This is a genomic window from Microcoleus sp. AT3-A2 (genome assembly GCF_036705685.1).
GTDB lineage: Bacteria > Cyanobacteriota > Cyanobacteriia > Cyanobacteriales > Microcoleaceae > Microcoleus.
Window position 1 is genome coordinate 21330 of the sequence record NZ_JAUBVF010000080.1, and the last position, 3458, is coordinate 24787.

4 protein-coding genes are annotated in these 3458 nt (G+C 45.9%); all 4 read left to right on the top strand.

What is annotated here, in order from left to right:
- Window positions 1-1419, top strand: coding sequence for an iron uptake porin (locus QUB37_RS26820; protein WP_333168002.1), 1419 nt, complete (start codon window positions 1-3; stop codon window positions 1417-1419).
- 69 nt (window positions 1420-1488) lie between these two features.
- Window positions 1489-2067 (top strand): antibiotic biosynthesis monooxygenase, encoded by a 579-nt coding sequence (locus QUB37_RS26825; protein WP_333168004.1) that lies wholly within the window; start codon window positions 1489-1491, stop codon window positions 2065-2067.
- A gap of 36 nt (window positions 2068-2103) precedes the next feature.
- Complete coding sequence (locus QUB37_RS26830; RefSeq protein WP_333168007.1) at window positions 2104-2379, top strand: UBP-type zinc finger domain-containing protein; 276 nt, start codon at window positions 2104-2106, stop codon at window positions 2377-2379.
- A gap of 32 nt (window positions 2380-2411) precedes the next feature.
- Window positions 2412-3344: a DUF5996 family protein gene (locus tag QUB37_RS26835; RefSeq protein ID WP_333168009.1), complete on the top strand. Its 933-nt coding sequence runs from the start codon at window positions 2412-2414 to the stop codon at window positions 3342-3344.
- The last annotated feature ends 114 nt before the right edge of the window (window positions 3345-3458 follow it).

The following is a 3458-nucleotide window of genomic DNA, read 5'->3' on the forward strand; positions in this document are numbered from 1 at the left end:
GTGCAACCGACCGATTGGGCATTTGCAGCATTACAAGCCTTAGTCGATCGCTACGACTGTATGGTTGGTTATCCAAATCAACTATTTCAGGGCAATCGAGCCATTACTCGTTATGAGTTTGCTGCTGGGCTAAATGCTTGTCTAGATCGGCTAGATCAGCTACTAGCCAGTGCAACAGTAGATCTGGCGGAAAGAGAAAATCTACAAACACTACAAAGACTTCAAGCGGAATTTGCATCAGAACTCTCAACATTGCGTAGACAGGTAGATTCCTTAGAAACCCGCACAACTCGATTAGAGTCTCAGCAATTCTCCCCTACAACAAAATTGACTGGAGAGGTCGTTTTTGCTGTGAGCGGTGCATTTGGCAGTGATAGAGCTGTACCACCAGGAGAAACACCTGGTTCTAGGGGTGAGATCGGTGACACTATCATTTTTAGCGGTCGTGCGCGGTTGATCTCGGACACCAGTTTTACGGGGCAAGATTTACTGAGAATTCGATTTCAGGCTGGTAATATTCCAAACTTTAGAGCAGCCACAGGAACCAATATGGCTCGCCTAAGTTTTGAGGGTAATACAGACAATCAGTTCATTCTCAATCAACTTTATTATCAATTTCCCATCGGGTCAGATACTAGGGTGACTGCGATCGCCCAGGGCACTTTGTTTGATGTGGTTGATACGATTAACCCTCTATTGGGAAGTGATGGCAGAGGTTCGATTTCCGCATTTGGGGTGCGTAGCCCTATCTATCGTGAAGAAACAGGTGGGACAGGTGTTGGTATCAACCATAACTTTAACTCAGCCATCAATTTGACACTGGTTTATCTTGCTAGTAACGCCAACAACCCGACTGCGGGAGCTGGATTATTTGATGGTTCTTACTCTGCCTTAGCACAAGTGACACTCAAACCCACAGAATCCTTAAGTTTGGGCTTAACCTATGCTCGTTCTTTGAATGCAATTGATATTGGTACAAGTAGTGCCATTACCAATGATCCCTTTAATGGAAACAGTACCAGCATTGTTGGGGATAGCTATAGTCTTACGGCTTCCTGGCTTGTTAACTCTGCTTTCAGATTGGGAGGATGGATAGGATATCTCCGGGCATCGGCGCAAGACCTCTCCAATGCTCCTACTGCTGAGATTTTTTACTACGCAGTTAATTTTGGATTTCCAGATTTGGGTAAGGAAGGAAACTTATTAGGCTTTGTTTTTGGACAACCGCCTAGAGTGATCAGCAATCAGTTTGGAGTAAGCGATCGTAGCACCTCATTGCACTTTGAAACCTTCTACCGGTTTCAAATGAACGACCATCTCTCAATCACTCCTGGTGTAATCGTCATTACCAACCCTGAACACAACAGCAATAATGACACGATTTTTGTTGGCATTATTCGGACGACGTTTCAGTTTTAGAGTCTATACAGGCACGGTAAGAGCTGTTTTTCTGTTTTAACCATCCAATTTCCCGGACTGTTAAATTCTATGTTGGAAGAACCATTGGCGAGCAATACCAGTCAAGAAAACTATCTAGTCACCGCCGTGATTTCTCATATCGTGAGACCAGGACGTGAACAAGGTTATGAGGAATGGTTGCACGGAATTGCGACGGCTGCTCACCAATTTAAGGGACACTTAGGAGTCAGCGTGATCCGACCCTGTGACCACACTCATCCTGAATATGTGGCAATTCTCAGATTTGATCATTACGACAACCTCAAAACCTGGCTGGAATCCAGTGTGCGGCAGGAATGGCTGGAGCGGTTGCAGCCCTTGATTGAAAAGCCTGAAACCATTCAAACTCTAACGGGTCTGGAAACCTGGTTTACGCTTCCTAACAAACCCATGAAGGCTCCACCCCCGCGCTACAAAATGGCGATCGTGACATGGCTGGGAGTGTTTTTTACGATATCTATTCTCAACCGTTTGCTAGTACCGCTCCTGGTTGGGCTTCCGGTATTGCTCAGAACCTTGTTGGTTACAGGTCTAACGGTTGCCCTGCTGACCTACGTGATTATGCCACGCCTCACCCAACTCTTTCGCACATGGCTGTATCCCATTTGATCAAGTACATATCTTGCACATTCACAGGAATCTTCCATGTCTTGTCAACACCTGAACGAATTGACGCTAGAGACTATGATTTCAAAAGCCAATTACCCAGTATTTCGCTGTGAGGAATGCCTTCGGGTTGGCGATCGCTGGGTTCACTTGAGAATTTGTCAAACCTGCGGCAAAATGTTGTGCTGCGACTCGTCTAAAAATCAACACGCTCGCCGCCATTACGAAGAAAGTGGACATGCGGTGATTAGTTCAGCCGAATTGGGAGAACAATGGCTGTGGTGTTTTACCGACGAACAACAGAAGAACTATTGATCACGCACCCCTTTTCTACTCGCGAGGAAATCATGATGTCAAATCAGCCTGCCCTAACAGATATTTGGCCGAGTTTACCCCTGGACGCATGGCAAGAGACCTATGCCACCTTGCACATGTGGACTCAAATCATCGGCAAAATCCGATTTGCCCAAACTCCGTGGATTAATCATTCCTGGCATATTCCCCTCTATCTAACCGTTCGGGGACTGACCACTTCCACGATTCCCTATGGCAGCCGCATCTTTCAAATCGACTTTGATTTCATTGATCATGAGTTGCTGATTCAAACCAGCGAAGGGGCAAGACGGGCGATCGCCCTCTACCCTCGCTCGGTCGCTGATTTTTATCAAACCGTGATGGAAACGCTCAGAGCATTGGATATTCACATCACAATTAACACTAAACCAAATGAAGTCCCCAATCCAATTCGATTTGAGCAGGATGAAACCCATGCTGCTTATGATGCGGATTATGCCAATCGATGCTGGCGAGTGCTGCTACAGTCCGATCGAGTCTTTCGAGAATTTCGTTCACATTTTTCCGGCAAGGTTAGTCCCGTTCATTTTTTCTGGGGAAGTTTTGATTTAGCAGTGACTCGCTTTTCTGGACGATCGGCTCCTGAGCATCCGGGAGGGGTGCCAAATTTACCGGATGCAGTGGCGCAGGAAGCCTATTCCCAGGAAGTCAGTAGTGCCGGATTTTGGCCCGGAGCCGGATTATCATACCCAGCGTTTTATTCCTATGCGTACCCAGAACCCGATGGGTTTAAGCAGGCTGAGGTTCGTCCTGATGCTGCATTTTACAATAAAGAGTTGGGTGAATTTATTTTGCCCTATGATGCTGTCCGTGAGGCAGAATCACCGGATCAGACGTTGTTAGAGTTCTTACAAAGCACCTATGAAGCTGCAGCCAGGTTAGGCAACTGGAATCAAAAGGAACTTCAGCAGTTGACGTTTAAGTAGCAACTGCATTCCTAAATTGGCGTTTAACTGGCAGATATTAAGTAGCTAGACAAAATTAATTACATAGTTTTCTCCAAATTCTTTCAGGATTTTTTCCACAGATGTAACAAAAGT